Source organism: Niastella sp. OAS944 (assembly GCA_024809215.1).
Classification (GTDB): Bacteria; Bacteroidota; Bacteroidia; order Chitinophagales; family Chitinophagaceae; genus Niastella.
In genome coordinates this window covers 681,240-698,529 of sequence record JANUBW010000001.1, presented here as the reverse complement: position 1 = coordinate 698,529, position 17,290 = coordinate 681,240, and the positions used below count along the sequence as shown (strand labels likewise).

At 41.9% G+C, this 17,290-nt stretch carries 15 protein-coding genes and 1 tRNA gene; 7 read left to right on the top strand and 9 right to left on the bottom strand.

From position 1 onward, the window contains the following. Positions 1-139: 139 nt before the first annotated feature. On the top strand, positions 140-925 hold the full coding sequence (locus GGD38_RS02700) for a C40 family peptidase (protein WP_375299569.1): 786 nt from the start codon (positions 140-142) through the stop codon (positions 923-925). A gap of 198 nt (positions 926-1,123) precedes the next feature. Here GGD38_RS02700 and GGD38_RS02695 read toward each other — a convergent pair whose 3' ends face one another. From GGD38_RS02695 to GGD38_RS02685, 3 genes are all read right to left on the bottom strand, one after another. Then, entirely contained in the window at positions 1,124-1,570 is a 447-nt protein-coding gene (locus GGD38_RS02695) for a sensor histidine kinase (protein ID WP_375299570.1), read from the bottom strand. 469 nt (positions 1,571-2,039) lie between these two features. Continuing rightward, entirely contained in the window at positions 2,040-3,536 is a 1,497-nt protein-coding gene (locus tag GGD38_RS02690) for a lipopolysaccharide biosynthesis protein (protein WP_375299571.1), read from the bottom strand. Then, positions 3,537-5,246 carry a M1 family metallopeptidase gene (locus tag GGD38_RS02685; protein ID WP_375299572.1) on the bottom strand — a complete coding sequence of 570 codons (1,710 nt, stop codon included), beginning with the start codon at positions 5,244-5,246 and terminating at the stop codon, positions 3,537-3,539. It lies immediately after the preceding gene. Positions 5,247-5,333: 87 nt separating this feature from the next. Between GGD38_RS02685 and GGD38_RS02680 the strand changes: the two genes are divergently transcribed. Continuing rightward, complete coding sequence (locus GGD38_RS02680) at positions 5,334-6,962, top strand: ABC transporter substrate-binding protein (RefSeq protein ID WP_375299573.1); 1,629 nt, start codon at positions 5,334-5,336, stop codon at positions 6,960-6,962. A 65-nt stretch (positions 6,963-7,027) separates the two neighbouring features. Here GGD38_RS02680 and msrA read toward each other — a convergent pair whose 3' ends face one another. Then, positions 7,028-7,714 carry a peptide-methionine (S)-S-oxide reductase MsrA gene (gene msrA, locus GGD38_RS02675; protein WP_375299574.1) on the bottom strand — a complete coding sequence of 229 codons (687 nt, stop codon included), beginning with the start codon at positions 7,712-7,714 and terminating at the stop codon, positions 7,028-7,030. A 263-nt stretch (positions 7,715-7,977) separates the two neighbouring features. Then, the gene (locus GGD38_RS02670) at positions 7,978-8,841 is read right to left on the bottom strand and encodes a hypothetical protein (RefSeq protein ID WP_375299575.1); all 864 of its coding nucleotides are present in this window, start codon (positions 8,839-8,841) and stop codon (positions 7,978-7,980) included. Positions 8,842-8,999: 158 nt separating this feature from the next. Between GGD38_RS02670 and GGD38_RS02665 the strand changes: the two genes are divergently transcribed. Further along, the gene (locus tag GGD38_RS02665) at positions 9,000-9,467 is read left to right on the top strand and encodes a hypothetical protein (RefSeq protein ID WP_375299576.1); all 468 of its coding nucleotides are present in this window, start codon (positions 9,000-9,002) and stop codon (positions 9,465-9,467) included. A 30-nt stretch (positions 9,468-9,497) separates the two neighbouring features. Next, positions 9,498-11,609, top strand: a complete 2,112-nt coding sequence (locus tag GGD38_RS02660) for an endonuclease MutS2 (protein ID WP_375299577.1) — start codon at positions 9,498-9,500, stop codon at positions 11,607-11,609. Positions 11,610-11,839: 230 nt separating this feature from the next. On the opposite strand, the gene GGD38_RS02655 is transcribed toward GGD38_RS02660, so the two are convergent. Beyond that, a complete protein-coding gene (locus GGD38_RS02655; RefSeq protein ID WP_375299578.1) occupies positions 11,840-12,277 on the bottom strand; it encodes a CBS domain-containing protein in 438 nt (145 codons plus the stop codon). Positions 12,278-12,496: 219 nt separating this feature from the next. On the opposite strand from GGD38_RS02655, the gene GGD38_RS02650 reads away from it, so the two are divergent. Beyond that, positions 12,497-12,886, top strand: coding sequence for an STAS/SEC14 domain-containing protein (locus GGD38_RS02650; RefSeq protein WP_375299579.1), 390 nt, complete (start codon positions 12,497-12,499; stop codon positions 12,884-12,886). Between the two features lie 390 nt (positions 12,887-13,276). Beyond that, the gene (locus GGD38_RS02645; RefSeq protein WP_375299580.1) at positions 13,277-13,534 is read left to right on the top strand and encodes a hypothetical protein; all 258 of its coding nucleotides are present in this window, start codon (positions 13,277-13,279) and stop codon (positions 13,532-13,534) included. On the opposite strand, the gene GGD38_RS02640 is transcribed toward GGD38_RS02645, so the two are convergent. After that, entirely contained in the window at positions 13,529-14,233 is a 705-nt protein-coding gene (locus GGD38_RS02640; RefSeq protein WP_375299581.1) for a hypothetical protein, read from the bottom strand. The two genes, GGD38_RS02645 and GGD38_RS02640, sit on opposite strands and share 6 nt — an antisense overlap. Positions 14,234-14,276: 43 nt before the next feature. On the opposite strand from GGD38_RS02640, the gene GGD38_RS02635 reads away from it, so the two are divergent. Further along, positions 14,277-14,363, top strand: a tRNA-Ser gene (locus GGD38_RS02635). A 196-nt stretch (positions 14,364-14,559) separates the two neighbouring features. Here the strand turns inward: GGD38_RS02635 and GGD38_RS02630 are convergent. Both GGD38_RS02630 and GGD38_RS02625 read right to left on the bottom strand, forming a co-directional pair. After that, positions 14,560-14,745, bottom strand: coding sequence for a hypothetical protein (locus tag GGD38_RS02630; protein WP_375299582.1), 186 nt, complete (start codon positions 14,743-14,745; stop codon positions 14,560-14,562). 177 nt (positions 14,746-14,922) lie between these two features. After that, on the bottom strand, positions 14,923-16,533 hold the full coding sequence (locus tag GGD38_RS02625; RefSeq protein ID WP_375299583.1) for an AAA family ATPase: 1,611 nt from the start codon (positions 16,531-16,533) through the stop codon (positions 14,923-14,925). Between the last annotated feature and the right edge of the window lie 757 nt (positions 16,534-17,290).

Here is a 17,290-nt window from a genome sequence, read left to right as displayed (position 1 = left end):
ATTACCAAAATTGATGGCATTCTTCTAATGTGGAATTAATGCATTACTGGCAATGTATTTGCTATTTTTACAGCCTTGCTGGCAATAGTTAGTGCCAAAACGGCGTTGACGGTGGACAGCTAATTAAATTTCCAGGCCTGTGAAGTATCTGATTATCATTATATCCGTCCTGATGATGCATGCCCTTCCGGCGGCAGCAAATCATCCGTTCCCTGGCAGGGCAGCGGCCGATACGGCTGTGTTCCCCCTCGATGGACCCGAATTTTTGGACCATATTGTTGCCGGTGCCGAAGAAGAAGACGAAGAAGGCGAAGACGACCTTACCCAGGATAAAAAGAAGAAAAGCGCTAAAAGCGGTTCCTCCACCACTACCACCAAAAGCAAAAGAGTAACCAGCCCCACCCAAAAGCTGGCCGCACTTACCCCCGATGAGGAGAATACCATAAAAGACCTTTCGAACAAAAAAAGCACCAAAGCCATTGGTATTGAGCTTAGTGCGCCATTACAATTCAAATATGCCATTTTGCTCGATATGCCGGTTGAGACCATCAACGACAACAAATTGCTCGAACTGATCGAAAGCTGGTATGGAACAAAATACAAATATGGCGGCCAAACCCGCGACGGGGTCGATTGCAGTGGTTTTGCCAAAGCCTTTATGAGCTCTTATTACGATATTACGCTCACCCGCAGCTCGGCCGATCAGTACAAACAATGCGAAACCAAGGTAAAAAAGAAGAAATTAAAACAGGGCGACCTGGTGTTCTTTAAAACCAACGGCAGCCGGGGCGGTATTACCCACGTAGGCGTTTACCTCTGCAATAATAAATTTGTTCATGCCGCCACCAGCAGCGGGGTTATGATCAGCGATCTGGATGAAGATTACTACAAAGCCAGGTTTGTAGGTGGGGGGAGAGTTCTATAACGAAAGAAACCTGTTACAAAGTAACAGGTCTCCGGTTCGAGTTTTTCAGAATAATTTATTGATTACAGTAAAAGTTCAGGGGTTTAAGGGGTTGCTTCAAAAGGTATTGGATCTTCTTATAGGGAATTACACTTTTCTACTTTCACGTTTGCCGTTTCACGTTTCACGATGGTAATTCGCGAGTCATGCAATTACTTATTACGCCGCCATTGAGAGCGTAATAACCGTTCCTTCGTGCTTCTGGTTATAGATATTGATACTTCCACCCACACTGCGGGCAGCAGCTAATACTTCAGAAAAACCATGGGCTACGGTGCTGTAAAAATTAGCGCCATTATTCTTAACGCGGATCTGAATGCCTTTGGGTTGCTTTACCGCTTCAATTCTAATGCAAACGTGGCATGAGCTTGAAATGGCGTTGTTCAACAGGTTGCCTATAATAAAGGCTAACACTTGTTTATCGGCATGAAGCTCAAATGCTTCATTAACGTCATTTACAATAAAACTTTTCTTATTAACTGCCAGCGGAATAAAACTCAGCATAAGCTGGTCAACAAGTTTGTGAAGAGATACGGCTGGGGTAAATGAACTGAGGGTTTCGGTAACTACTGGTGTCGGGTTGATCGTTAATGACAAGCTGCTCATAAAAAGGAATGTTAATGATGAACAAAAGGATATTAGACAAACAGAGTTCAAAAGGGATACGAACTAAAAACGGATTTTTCGCTACGGACCGGGCTTTCCAAAAAGTACTTATCTAATTTTCATTGGGTACCAACTTTACCAAGAACTCCGGCATTGCTTGCTGTGCTAATGCTGGATCAAAGTAACGACGCAAAACAGGCGATTCGATCAACGAAGGCATTGTTATAGTAAAAAATAGACTAAAGCATAAATTGCCACTAAAGGTTTCTATTTAAAAACGCACTGTTTCGACTTGCAATCGATTACAACAATCGATTGCGTTAAATGATTTTTTTACACTTAATGGGGTGTAACTGACAATTATTGTTAAAAATGTGTGAATGCTATTGGGGAAATATTAAGTGACTAAAAGACGATTAAACTGTTAATCTGACTGAGTTGATAGACAATACAGGTTAATTTTTATTTCCTATTTTTCTATACGAAGACGCTTCTTAATTGTATCCCATACAGGTAATACATCGGGCGAAAGTTTCAGATACAAAACACCTGTAGCAAACAAAGTAATGAACACAATGCTGCGAAGGAAGATGTAACCCAGGCCCTGAAAATTTCTAAACAACAAATAGCAAATGAAATAACAGCCTGCGCCTAAGAGAAGCGTATACAGCGATTTTATCGTAAACGGTTGCATGTTGAACTTTTTCCACAGGAAAAAGTACCGGATGCAATTGTAAATGGTAATGGAAATAAGACCGGCAACGGCTGTACCAGTGGTTTGAAAATTTTTGGTGAGAATATAATTCAATGGAATGGTGAGCAGCAATAATACAATGCCGCTTATGAATTCCACTTTCCAGAAAGTGCTGGTGCCAATGATCTGTGCATTTACACCGGTTCCCATATCAATTACCTTGGTAATACCAATGAACAGAAAAATAATACGGGCATCCAGATAATCAGGTTTTAAATGAAAGGTAATTACGCCATCGGTAAAGTTCATCCATATCAATAAAAAAATGGCTGTGGCAAATATGAGCTGGTTGATACTGCTGCGCTGGTAAATGCGATTGATCTTGTCGTAGTCCTTATCTTTCCACCCCTGCGCCAGTATGGGAATGGCGGCCGAAACAATAGCGCGTTGCGGGGCAAATACCAGGCTCGACATATTTTGCGCCAGTGAATAAACACCTGCATTGGCCATCCCGTTTTTTAACACTGCGGCTATCACCAGCGTATCGAACACCCCCGCTATGTTGAACACCAGGGTTCCAAACCAAATAAAGAACACGGCGCCCACAATTTTCTTAAAGAACTTTTTAGTAACGCGGCTTCTGGTAAAAGTAAGGTGGATCTTCTTGGTGGCAATCAAATACCCCAGCAGCGAAAGTGCTATGGCGATGTAGGTGAATGCATATATTTTAATGAACAGATCAAAGTCTTTTATGACCTTCAGGAATAAAAGCACAATAAGGATGGTGGCAAAAAGCCTGAGCAGAACTTCCTTTAGAAAATTAGTGAGCACCGATTTGCGTAACTGCCAGGCAAATGCTTCGAGTATCGAAAATACCGACAACCCAAATCCAAAAGGGAAAAGCCAGTTGTAATAATAAATGACCTCGGGTGAGTTGGCCGAATATTTAAGAATTACAAAGTCTTTGAATACTATGCCGCTAATAACAACGAACATAAAAGCTGTCATGCTGGTTACCAGCGCCAGCGTTATCATGTCGTTCTTGTTCGGCGGCAGGTTGTCGTTATAGTAAGGGTAAAATTTGTAGATGTAATAAGTAATACCAACATTCGAGAACGAGAACATAAGGGTGGCAAAAGCCTGAAAAGCCTGTATAAGCCCGTATTGCTCTGTAGAAAATCCTCTTGTATACAGGTATGTATTCAACAGGCCCAGCGCAAATCCGATATACACAAAAATGGACGAAATAATACTTTGCCGCCTTATACTCATTTAGCTCACTTTCTTCGCTGTTATATAAAAATTCTTATCAACCGTAAAGTTACCTGTATTATTGCCTGAGATAATGGTCCATTCCTGGTTAGCGCGGATCCATTTTTCTTCATTGCCCAGCTTCACTTTAACCGGCATTGCAAATCCTTTTACGCAATTGGTGAACCTGAAACGCAGGTCCTTGCCTTTTATTGAATATTCAAGCACCGGTATTTGCGTGGTGCGAAGATATTGATCAAATACTTTCGAAAGATCGATGCCCGACTGGCGGCTCATATACTCTTCCACTTCTTTTGTGGTAACAGTTTTATGATAATAGGTTTTGTTCAGTCCGCGTAAAATGGCGCGGAAGGTAGAATCGTTGTTGATGATCTGTCTGATGGTGTGCAACAGGTTACCGCCTTTGTAATACATATCACCGCTGCCTTCCTGGTTCACGCCATAGTGGCCAATAATGGGAATATCGTTTTGGATCAATGCACGGGTGCCTACACAATAATCATTGCCGGCTTCTACGCCGTATTCACACGTGGTGAACAGCGTTTCGGAATAATTGGTAAAGCCTTCATGCACCCACATATCGGCAATATCATTGGTGGTAATGTTGTTGGCAAACCATTCGTGGCCGCTTTCATGCACAATGATAAAATCCCATTTTTTGCCCCAGCCGCTCGAGGAAAGGTCGCGGCCCAGGTAGCCATTTTGAAAACCGTTGCCATAGGCCACCGCGCTTTGGTGTTCCATACCCAGGTGCGGGGTTTCAACCAGTTTATAGCTGTCTTCATAAAAAGGGTAGGGGCCAAACCAGTACTCAAAACATTTAAGCATTTTAGGTACCTGGGTGAACTGCTTTTGGGCTTTTGGCAGGTCATAGTCAAGCACCCAGTAATCGCAATCCAGTTTGCCCTTTTCACCGGCAAAATCTTCGTGCCAGGTTACATATTTACCAATGTATGGAATGATATTATAGTTATTGATGGGGTTTTTAACCTGCCAGGTATAAGTGGCGGTTCCGTTATCGGTGGTTTTATTTTCCAACCGGCCATTACCTACAGCAACCAGTGTATCGGGTACGGTAATGCTAAGGCTGGCGCCGTTATCGGGCTCATCGCTCTGGTGATCTTTACAGGGGTACCAAACACTGGCGCCCAGGCCCTGGCAGGCCACGGTCATCCAGGGACGGCCCTTGCTATCCTTGCCCCAGATCCAACCGCCATCCCAGGGGGCGCGAACGGCTTCGCGGGGTTTACCATGATAGATCACTTCAAGCGTTTGCTCCGATTTTACCGGTACCTGTGGTATGGTAACAAACCAGGCATTTCCATCATGCTGAACGGCCAGGTTTCTCATATTGCTGTTTTTTGCCACCAGGCTTACCAGGTTCACTTCATCGATGATCATAGGTTCCTGCAGGTCGAGCTGTAGTTTCTCCCCTGCCTTTAGCACCGATATGGTAATGCGGTTTTTGCCCTGAATGGTTTTGGTAGTATAATCGGGGGTAACCTGTATATCGTACCGTAAAACGTTCCACCAGGCCCGCTCAGGCGTAATGGTGCCGCGTAATGTATCCTGATGCGTGAACTGTTTTTTATCGCTCAACGGTTGCGCGGCACAGGAAGACGCTATAAAAATGAGAAATGAGAAATTTAAAATGAGAAATGAAAATTTGCGGGGCATGGTATGTATAGTGAATTGTTTTGTTAGGATCACAATGTATGATTTAAATTAGCAAATACGCAAATGTGGGTATTAGCGGTACGTTGTATAATTTGCTAAATTTCACATTTGTATTCATGTATGAAAGTTAAAGTTATATTTTTTGCGGTCTTTTTCGGCGCTATTTTGTTCAGTGCATGTGGCAGTCGTACCAGCGGTAATAAACAGGTGTTCCACTATAATGAGGCCACCGGTATTGCCACCCTCGACCCGGCTGGCGCCAAAAACCAAAGCATCATTTGGGCGGTACACCAGTTGTACAACACGCTGGTTGAAACCGATGATAACCTTATGATCGTTCCTTCGCTGGCCTACAGCTGGGATGTATCGGCTGACCGCAAAGTATATACGTTTCATTTACGCCCCGGTGTTTTCTTTCACGATAACGAAGCTTTTCCGCAGGGAAAAGGCCGCCGCCTAACCGCTTTTGATGTAGAATACAGCTTTAACCGCATTATTGACCCCACTACCGCCAGCAGCGGCGCCTGGATCTTCAACGACCGTGTTGACGACGACCACGGCTTTAAAGCACTGGACGATTCTACTTTTCAATTGACCTTAAAAGTACCGTTTGCACCCATTTTAGGACTGCTGAGCATGCAATACTGCTCAATAGTACCCAAAGAAGTAGTGGCAAAATATGGCGCTGATTTTCGCAGTCATCCCTGCGGTACGGGTCCGTTCAAATTCAGGGCCTGGGAAGAAGGGCAGGCGATGATATTACAAAAGAATGAGAACTATTTTGAGCATGACAGCACTGGTAAAAGGTTGCCTTACCTCGATGGGTTAAAGATCACTTTTTACGACAGCAAGGCCACCGAGTTCCTGTTATTTCAACAGGGTAAACTCGATTTCATCAACGATATCGATCCTTCCTTTAAAGATGAGATCCTTACAAAAAAAGGACAGTTGCGTAAAGACTGGCAGGGTAAGATCATACTTTCAAAACACAGCTACCTGAATACCGAATACCTTGGTATCTTAATGGATAAAGACAATCCGCTGTTGCAAAATTCGCCATTACGAATAAAACAAATACGGCAGGCTATTAATTGCGGGTTCGACAGGCGCAAGATGATCATGTACCTGTACAATTCCAAAGGTATGCCGGCAGAAAGCGGGTTTATTCCGGCCGGGCTGCCTTCATTCGATAGCAGTGTTGTAAAAGGCTATAAGTACGACCCCGTACGTGCCAGGGAATTGTTGAGGATGGCCGGTTTTCCCGATGGGGAAGGACTGCCAGAAATAAAGTTGCTTACCATTCCTATTTACAGCGACATTGCCAGCTTTATTGCCCGGCAGTTAGAGGAGGTGGGAATAAAAGTTCAGGTAGATGTGATACCTAAAAGCCTGTTGCTGGAGCATACTGCCAAATCGGAAGCCTTGTTCTTTAGAGGAAGCTGGATCGCCGATTTTCCCGAAGCGGAGAATTACCTGAGCGTTTTTTATGGAAACAATCCGGCCCCGCCTAATTATACCCGTTATAATAATCCGCAGTTCGATGCCCTGTACGATAAGGCCATGGTAACCGAGAACGATAGCCTGCGTTACAAATTATACCAGCAAATGGACCAGATGGTGATCGACGATGCGCCCGTAGTACCATTGTGGTACGATGAGGTGATTAGATTAGTACGTCCTAATGTGAAAAATTTCCATGCTAACGGGCTTAACTTACTTGAGTTAAGACATACATACTTAGATAAATAGTTAACACGTTGACAAGTTAACAAGGTTGTATCCCTTGTCAACTTGTCAACGTGTTAACCTGTCAACTAGTGTTTCAGTTTACTCTTAAACACCTTCTTAAACTTCTCTACCTTAGGACGAATTACAATGTTACAATAAGGCTCCGCCCCATTCAGATTGTAATAATCCTGGTGATAATCTTCTGCCGCATAGAATTTAGTAAAGGGCGAAATTTCAGTTACGATCGGATTGTTAAATGCGCCGCTTTTATCTAATTCAGCTTTGTATTTTTCGGCTTTCTCTTTTTGTTCGTTGTTGTGATAAAATACCACGCTGCGGTATTGGGGGCCAACATCATTACCCTGGCGGTTGAGCGTAGTTGGGTCATGTGTTTGCCAGAATACTTCAAGCAGCTCATCAAAGGTGATCTTTGAAGGATCGTATACCACTTGTAATACTTCGGCATGACCGGTAGTGCCGGTACATACTTCTTTGTAAGTTGGGTTGTTTACATGTCCGCCGCTATAACCCGACGTTGCCGAAACAACACCTTCCAATTGCTGAAAGATAGCTTCAGTACACCAAAAGCAACCGGTGCCAAAGGTGGCAGTATCGGTAGCGGTGTTTACAGAACCATTTGTGTTTGTTGTCATATTCTTACTTATATCCTTTTTTACTTTTTGTTTTTGAGCACAGGACACCAGGGTAGCCAGGGTTACCAGTGCACCGGTAAAGAACAGCTTCATGCCATGTAGTTTTAACAGTTGTATCATTGTATTGTTATTTAAAAGAACACACTATATACGCCCGGTGTGCTACCGTAGATGTTAATAAAAACAAAATTAGCTAATTTGATAATGTGCTAATATGCTAATGGAAAGGCAGAATGCGAAAAAGTCCCACCATATTGGCAGGACTTTGTAACTATACCTTGGATATTCAAATACTAATGTGATAATTAGCTAATGTGCTAATATGCTAATGAAAAGACAGTAAAAACAGCACATTAGCACATTATCTCATTAGCACATTGACTTTATCTTCTACGTCTTCTTACTGTTGTAGTAGTACGGGTGAATTTTCTGCCGCGCGGTCCCCTTACAGTGGTTGTTTTACGGGTAACGCGGTAATTATTTACAGCCACGCGATGGCGGTTACTTACCGTTACAGAAGTAACACGCATGGGATGGTAAATACGGGGCGCTACTACTACCCGGCGGGTGGTAACTACTGCATAATGTGCGCGGTAGCGGTACCTGAACGGGCGGTAAACCGTGTAGGCCATTGGGCGCCAGGGGCGGTACCAAACCGGGCGTGCACGCCAGCTAAAGGGCGACACCCATATTACATAGGAAGGGGCGTATACGTAACGAACACAAGGCCAGCCCCAAACGTTTACAACAATACCATTGGCCGAATAGTCGGTGTTCGGTCCTTTGGCCATCATAGAGAACCCTTCATTAAAGGCATTTCCATCGTTTTCTTCGGGCTCAACAATGGTTTCTTCACCAAAAATATCTCCATCGCCAACGATCTCTATAACGGCGTTTTCAGGACCCGTTTTTTCCAGTTCAATAACGGCTATGTCCTGGCTTTCGGTTTCAGACACCAGGGCCTGCAGTACAAAGATCTGCACGTCGTTCTCCCGTTTGCTCACCACCTTAATATAGTCGGTGTTGCCGTCTTCGTTGAGGTCGAGGTTATTTACTTTACTATCTTCTATGTTGAGCAATTTTTCAAATTCTTCGGGAGAGCCGGCTTTTTTAAACAGGTCGAGGGCGCCTTGCAGGCTAAAATTGTCGCCGGGTAAAGAGGTAGTGTCGGGTGTTTGGTCCTGGGCGTTAACTTTTAAGGTGCTTGTAGTTAAAAGAAAAAGCACTCCGGGTAAAAGATGCTTCATTTTCATTCAATTGATTTGGTTTTTCAGACGGGTTATTGGGAAGAAGGTTTAAAAGAGGTAAACAGGTAAATTGATATATCATATTTTATAAATATAATAAAAACTACTTGTAGAATTAAATGCAGTGAAGTATTATTACGCGGTTATATTTGATTAGTATGAAAAAGATTGAGAACTGGTTGCTTTTACCCATTTTGGTTTTAATATTTTGCAGTATTTCAAAATATGGTGATACAACTACCGATATACAGTTATGCGATACCTACTATGTAATGAATAATAATATTATTACCGGCTGGTTCCTGGCATGGCTGCTCATTGTATTTTTTTTGTTTAAACTCATTAGGCGCCGGCACCAGTTTGTACATACAAAATTTGCTGCAGCGTATATAATACTTACCGTTTTGTTTTTCGGTATCTCGTGGGGAAGCGGATTTTTTGGCGGCGGTTCACCCGCCGGTTACTCAGATAGTCAGATAGATAAATTAATATTCTACGACAGGCTGCGAGAGCTAACAGCCTTTGGCCTGGTTTTGACGCAGGTTATTTTTGTGATATATTTTATTGTTCAACTGCTGAAAAAGCCTGTAATTCCGCCCACATTACCCACAACCAAAAAACTATAGTACCTTTGCCGGTTCGAGAGGAGTTATTATATGAAGTTTTTTCCTGAATCGGCGTTAACACAACTGGAGTTTGATAAAGTAAAAGCATTGCTGGAAGAGCATTGTAAAACGGAGTATGCGAAAACCAAATCGCAGGAATTGCGCATTCACACCCGCAAAGAATTTATTGAACTGGAGTTACAACAAAGCCACGAATACAAATTATTGATTGAGCACAGCATGTATTTCCCTAATGATTACGTGCTGAATTTAGCCAGGGAGTTGCGATTACTTGGCATTCCCGGAGGTATGCTTACCGGCGAACAGTTTATGCAGGTTCGTAAGCTGGCCGAAAGCATGCAGAACATTTTTCGCTGGTTCGATAACGACCGGCGATTGGCGTACCCCGCCCTGTTAAAGGTGATCGACGACACCTATTACGAAAAGGTGATCATTGAACTGATCGATGATGTGCTGATGGAAAATGGTGAAGTAAAGGATACTGCATCAGAAGAGCTCGCACGCATTAGAACAACCCTGTACCGGCGCCGTACCGAACTGCGCCGCCTGTTCGATAAGATCGTTCAAAAGCTAAGCAAAGCAGGGTATACCGCCGATATTGACGAAGCGTTCCTGAATGGCCGCCGGGTGGTAGCCATTGTTGCAGAACAAAAACGCCAGGTGAAAGGAATTTTGCATGGAGAAAGCGATACCCGCCGTACCTCGTTCATTGAACCGGAAGAAACCATTGAACTGAACAATGATATTTTTTCCCTGGAAAATGAAGAGCGGCGCGAAGTATATCGTATTCTGCAACAACTAACGGCCCGCCTGGCCATGTATGCGCCATTGCTAAAGACCTGGCACCAAATATTGGGTGAATTTGATTTTATAAGGGCCAAAGCCCGGCTGGCGCTGGATATGAACGGCGCTTACCCGTTGTTAAACGATAAAGCGCATGTGCATTTGGTAAAGGCCTATCACCCATTGTTATTCCTGTACAACCAGAAGGCGAAAAAGCCTACCATTCCTACCGATCTGACGCTGGATGAAAAAAATCGCATCCTGGTTATTTCCGGTCCAAACGCGGGTGGCAAAACCGTTACTATGAAAACGGTAGGGTTGTTACAGCTGATGATACAAAGCGGTTTGCTGGTGCCGGTGCATCCCACATCTATCTTTGGTATTTTCAAGCAGCTGATGATCCATATCGGCGATACACAAAGTATAGAATTCGACCTCAGTACCTACAGCTCGCACCTGTTGCACATGAAGCATTTTATTGAAAATGCCAATGGAAAAACCATGTTCTTCATCGATGAGCTGGGTAGCGGTAGTGATCCCCATTTGGGTGGCGCCTTTGCCGAGGTGATCATGGAAGAACTGGGGCATAAACATGCTATGGGCATTGTTACCACGCACTATCTTAACCTGAAAGTGATGGCCAACAAAACACCTGGTATTATCAACGGTGCTATGCAATTCGACGAAAGCAATCTATTGCCGCTTTATAAGCTCACCATTGGAAAACCAGGTAGCTCGTATACCTTTTCCATTGCCGAGCGTATTGGTCTCGATGCGCGGTTAATAAACCGTGCGCGCAAACTGGTTGATGAAGATCATTTCAAGCTCGACAAACTGTTGAACCGCACCGAGCAGGACCTGCGTGAAATTGAGAAGAAGGAAAAGGAACTGTCGAAGCTGATAAAGGAGAATGAGAAGCTGCATAAGGAAATGCAGCAGACCATTAACCAGGAGCGGCATCGCCAGCAGGTAGAGGTATTGAAACACCAGAACCGTATAACCGAAGATCGCATAGCCTTTCTGAAAGATATGGAACGCAAGCTGAAACAGTTAGTGTTCGACTGGAAGAAAGCCGAATCGCAGGACGATAAGAAGGAGCTGATAAAACAAATGCATGCGTTGTTGTTCAAACAACACCAGAAGCAAACAACCGAAAAGGTGAAAAAGAAGCTCAATTCGAAATACGATGAAGTAGGCGGCGAAGTACAGGTTGGTGATAAAGTGCTGATGAAGAAGAACCACCAGGTAGGGGAGGTAAAAGAGTTGCGCGGTAAGAAGGCGGTAGTGCAGTTAGGCTTAATGCCTATTACTGTGTCGGTTGATGATATTGTGGTGGTTACTGAGAAGGCGGAAGAGTGAGTTAACAAGTTGACGAGTTGACAAGTTGACGAGTTGACGAGTTGACAAGGGAGTTGAAAAGTCGTTTCACGTTTGCCGTTTTAGGCAGCGAGTTTCGCATAATCAGCGGCCATTGCCGATTGCCGATTCATGATTGCCGTTTCACGAACCTGATCACAACAAGACACTCAATAATGTAAAAAGCTCCCTTAATTAAATAAGGGAGCTTTTTTAATGCCTTTTCTGCCCGCTTACAAACTGGAGTGCAGGTAGTCTTTTAACTGACTAATGGTTTCCTGTTGCGACAGGATTGTTTCTTTTACCACATCATTGATGGAAAGAATACCGGTTACCTGGTTTTCGTCGAAGACGGGCAGGTAACGAATGTTTTTGTCCGACATTAACTGCATGCAGTAGTCGATAGAATCGTTTGCAGTAACCCGTGGCAGGTCTGAGCTCATTATTTCCGTTACCGTGGTGTCGGTAGATGATTTTCCTTTCAGTACAACCTTGCGCGAGTAGTCACGTTCAGTAACAATGCCCAGATAGTGGCCATCTTCTAATACCATTACAGAGCCGATGTTTTGATCGGCCATGATGTGCAATGCTTCCAATACGGTAGTATTGGGTGAAACGGTAGTAATATGGCTTCCTTTACGAAGCAGTACATCTGCCACTTTTTTATTCATACGGAGCAATGTTTTGGTGAACAATCATTTATCGGAAATTACAAAAAAAGGTATGGAAAACCAAGGCCTGGCGGGCTTTTTATGGGCTCCCAGCCTTAATTTCTACCAAATTAAAGCGCTTATGGCAGAAATTATATGACGGAAGTCAGCTATTTGATTAATTTCATTATTGATAATAAACCAGCATAAAGCCTTTAATTATCAATGAAATGAGTGTTTATGATAACAAAACCAACAGACAGGCAAACTTACGAGGGCGAAATTGCCACATACTGGTTTGAGGATGGCATCCTTGTTTCAATATCGAAAAGCCCCCAACGAACGGTGGAAAATATTAAGTCCAATGTGAAACTGGTGAAGGAAATAACAAATAACAAACCAGTGCCATTACTCATCTATTTGTCGAACTCTCCGGTGCCCGACAAGGAAACCAGAAAATATTCAACTGAACAACTGCCGGTAATTTATTCTGCCATGGCCATGGTGTCAAAACCCGGACTGGCAAAATTTATAATGAATATATTATTTGCTTTAAAGAAGCCGCCGATCCCTATTAAAAGCTTTACAGATGATAAGGAAGCGAAGAAGTGGTTAATGGCGTATTTGTGAGAAATAGAACCTTCTTTTACTATTGAAGTGTTTTCGCGGAGCTTTAATAATTTACAGGATGGATATGTTTACATAAAACACTTTTTTGAACAACCGGTATTCGATACAACTACATTTAAAAAAGAAACTACCTGGTTCCAAAATAATCTGCAGCATTTCGTAACTCAGGATTTTAAATATGAGTTAACGGCTAAATCGCTAAGAAAATATTGGTTGTCAACCAGGGGATTCAATATTTTATTACCAACCATCTTCCTGATGGTTTTTGTAGCGATAGTGCGTAACGCAATACCACTTTTGTGGCCTGGAATAATACTCATTTGGGCGATGGTGTCACCTTTAAGACTTTTCTTCAAATACTACAAGCATGTAAAAAACAAAATTCTCATTATGTCAAAAGCGAACAACACCTTTTATTTTGGTTCGGTTGACAATATGGTTAAATATGATAAGAAAGATATTTTAAAATGTACAATTTTAAAAAGCAACAGTTCGAGAAGTGTATATAAAGGGTACGCTGTGATCAAAATAGAATTCAATAATGGAACAATACTTACCATTCCCAATTTGTTGATAGATCATAGGGCATTGGAAGATAAGTTGTTTCAGTGTCGCAGAGTCCGTAAGGATGAGACTTCCTATTTATAGACGTACTTCGTATTCTTTAAAAGGATTTATTGTAACACCTTTAAGGCCGGCTTTTTCTATCGCGTTCTTTACCTGCTCATTCACTAATAGGGTATTACTAATGCCTTGTAAAACATCGTAGTCATGCACATGGGCTATAACGGATGGTTCCAGCAGAATATTTTCTTTAAAATACTCGGTGCGGGTTTGATTGAATGCTTCAAAATCAGCAAAACCACCATGCTGGGTTTTTACAATCTCGTTTGTTTTTAAATGTCTGAATCTGTAATCAGACTTACTGAAATTAGTATTGGTAATGAAAGTGGAATGAATATGCAGCAAATGATATTTATTGCTGCGTGCATCAGGTTCGTGCAGCTTCATATGAATGGGATAATACTTGTGTGGTGGTATTGTAAACTGCTCCAGCACCGCTTTCAATTTTTCGCTTATGATAACCTGGCTACCAGGGCCGGAAGGTCTGAATGATTTATAAGTGATATCGTCAGCCCAGTAAACCAGGTCGGCGGCAAAGGGTATTGCTTTTCGTTGCGACAGGTCGCCTTGTCTGTTTATGAGGAACATAGTGATCGGCTCTGCGAGGGTCAGTACTTCATCGGTGGTGAATACGTCTAAAATATATTTATTATGAGTGTCTTTAATAAAGTGTGCCTGCCATTCCCAGTTGGTACGGTTGTCAATAGTTATACTATAGAACATAGTAAGGTTTTAAATCACCAAAATAGCTAAATTTGCGATCATTGGAAAGATGCCAGAGAGGTTGAATGGGACGGTCTCGAAAACCGTTATACGGGCAACTGTATCGGGGGTTCGAATCCCCCTCTTTCCGCTTTGTGTACAAAAAGGGGATTTTTTCCCCTTTTTGTATTTTGGGTATCATCTAAAACCCTTGTCAGGCAAGCGATGTGGTGAAATACCTGATTTGTTTGGGTGGTTCGAAATGCCTGTTTTTCCATATCATACACTACTCCCGTAGGAAATATCAATTTTTGGATTCTTTCTTTAGAGGCGAAACTGCTGGAAGTTCATATGGTATTGAGTTTTGACGAAAATGTCATCGCTTCATTCAGCTTAATTTCCAGGTTCGAAACGCTTACAGGAGTTTTGGGCATTACTTGCAAAATTTTATCCCTTTCCTCCACATATTTCGGATAGAATTTTTGAAAGGTTTCTTCGCTGATCTGTTCCTTTACAAAGTACTTTTCTTCCAATGTCCTGCTTTTGCAAATACTTTTGTTGCACTAAACCTTCGGTAGCCTGTCAGGCTGCCTATCCGAAAGAACGTTTGTAGCTTTTGATTTCAACAAAAAATCAATTGTTATGCGCACTACAAAACGTTCTTCGGAGGGAGCTACGCTGGTAGCCCAGGCATGTTAGTGGCTGCCTTTTTACTGTCTATTGAATATACATTGCTCCAATTCTTTGAACACCGACATGTCTTCTGTCACGTATTGTGATAATGTCAGCTTAAATGTCTCTTGGTTAATACTTGTTGTTATGCCGCAGAAATTTTTAATATGCTTTGTATTGTCTTTAATATTTTGGTCAGTAATATTTATTACGAATTTATCATATTCCGTTTCATTAAAGGTCAGGCCATGTTTATTACAGTATGCTTTTAAAACTTCTTTGTCGAATAGATAATTTTCAATCTCCCAACGCTTCATTATTCTGAAATGCTGTGGATTATTTTGAAGATAAACTTGGCGATCGTTCTCGGTAGTTAGTTTTCCAGATGAAACATCTCTGTCTTTTAAGACAAATATTTGGATATCTGAAAACACTTTAGTTAAAATCGCTAGAGCTATTTCACTTCGCTGATCAAGTTCAGTGTTACCACCACTTGAAATAAATAAAGTGTCGTGATACTTTTCGCCAAAAATATTGTTGAACACTTTTGCGTCAAAACCCTTTTCTTCTCCATTTTGGCCAGGTCTATCTTTTCCTTCGCAATAAATAATACGTCTTGGGCTCACTAACCCTGTCAGATCATCCAATGCCGTTTCGAAGATTTCCTTCCACTTTGCAAGTGTCTTTTTGATTGGTTTGAGAACCTGTACCGACGATGCCCAATTGATTCCTTTTTTAAACTGGATTATTTGACAGTCATCTTTTAGTTCATCTTGCAATGCTCTTAAAAATCCAATGCTATGTGTGGCAATCCAAATTTGGCAATTTGGTTTTATTAATTTATTTATTTCTAAGAGAAGTTTCTTTTGAATTGATGTATTAATGTGTAATTCCGGCTCATCAATAAGAAAAACCGTATTATCATATTTATCTTGTCGTAAGTACAAATCCAATAGAATGTCTACAACTTCTTTTTCACCTGAAGAAAGTACGTTAAACTCAAACTCTTTAGGGTGGTCACTTTTTTTAAAATATAAAGTACCTTGATTAGCCTCGATGTCCCCAATACTAACTATTTCAAGGTCGAGACAGTTACGAAGCGATGAATTTAAGTCACCTATAATTTTTGCTTTCGCTTCGCTGGGTTTACAGTCAGTTTGATTTAAATATTTGTTATATTTAATATAAAGGCGCCTGTAGTTTTCAACCATTTTGTCATCGAGGTCTGATGTGGCTGTTGCACCATAACTATTTAAACTTATTTCTGAAGTAGCTTGTGATTGCGTTACTTTCAAATGGCTATTGTAACGATAGGGACTGCGGAACGAAAATACAGTCTGACCCTTACCAACTTGTTCATTTTGTTGTCTAACCGTAGGAAAGTCACCTGTTGTAAATTGAATAGTAATGTTTTGCCAATTGTAGTTTGGCGCTTGATTCATCGAGTGGTAATGGTGGTCTTTTTGCTCTTGATTACCAATCTTTCCATGGGCGTTAGCGATATAGAGAAATCCGTCTATTACACTGCTTTTCCCACAGCCATTAGGCCCTACTAATGCAACAATTCTTTTGGGATCATCCCCAAGGTCTATTGTTAGATCATGAAATCGCTTATATCCATTTTTTAACTGTATTTTCTTGATCTTCATTTTTTCGTTCTTATATTAGGGTTGCCACTAACGTTCGGGGCTTTGCGAAGTACGGGTATTAGAATTCCGTCAGTTCGCTTGGCCGTAACTTTTTAATTACTACGACCAAAGTACAAAAGTTGATTAGAATTACCAATGCAGGCGGTATTCTGTCGTCCGTATTTTGCAAAAGCCTTATTGCACTAAACCTTCGGTAGCCTGTCAGGCTGCCTATCCTAAAGAACATTTGGTTGGAAAGTAGAGTTTGCAAGGGCCATGCTAACAGGTTTGATAAAATAATGTCGGACGGCTTCAGAAGATTTTCATCGGATTTGGATAAATATTTTTGAAAAGTTTATCGGTAATAATGAAAAAGAGGTGTATTGATGAAGTGAACCCTCTTTTATTCGGATACCTGATGGAAACAGGACGCGATTCTCAGGACCTTCGTCTATTTTTGATACCTCCCTTTTAATTTGCAGGGGTGCTATCCCCAAAAGCACTACCTAGCGAAATTGTGAGTAAACCTTTGATAATACATCAGCTTGTTTACTGCCATTTGAACGCAAATATTTGTCTGTCAACTGTTTAAGCGGGTATGCACGCCTAAAGAACGCCCTTCGATGGCGGCATAATGGAAAAATTATTTTTTGGGCAAAAAAAGGAAGCAAATCGCTTCCTTTTTTTAAACTTGCAACTCGGGGAAAATTAACTCCAAAATATTGGCGATTTTGTCTAAATCGTCGTAAAGTCCCGGGGAACGACAGGTATAAAAACT